Source organism: Oleiphilus sp. HI0079 (genome assembly GCF_001635105.1).
On sequence record NZ_LWFT01000303.1, the window covers coordinates 1 to 273 of the forward strand.

General features: G+C 50.2%; 1 protein-coding gene. It reads right to left on the reverse strand.

The genetic code is table 11. The features are described 5' to 3' along the window. Window positions 1-273: acyl-CoA dehydrogenase family protein (locus A3750_RS04180; RefSeq protein ID WP_197474877.1), on the reverse strand; the 273-nt coding region annotated here is incomplete at both ends.

The following is a 273-nucleotide window of genomic DNA, read 5'->3' on the forward strand; positions in this document are numbered from 1 at the left end:
TATAGGGTACAACGTTGTCCATGCAGGCTTGCATAATGCCCGTTGGCCCACCGCTCAGAACGATTCGCTCGTAATCCAAACCGCTCATGAGCACCTGAACACCTTTGTTCTCGTGACCCAGAACATTCTCAATGGGGACCTCGACATTGTCGAATACGAGCTCACAGGTGTTTGAACCCCGCATACCAAGCTTGTCTAGTTTAGGTGAGCGTGAGAAGCCCTTCCAGTCACGCTCGACGATAAATGCAGTAATACCATGCGCTTTTTTGTCTG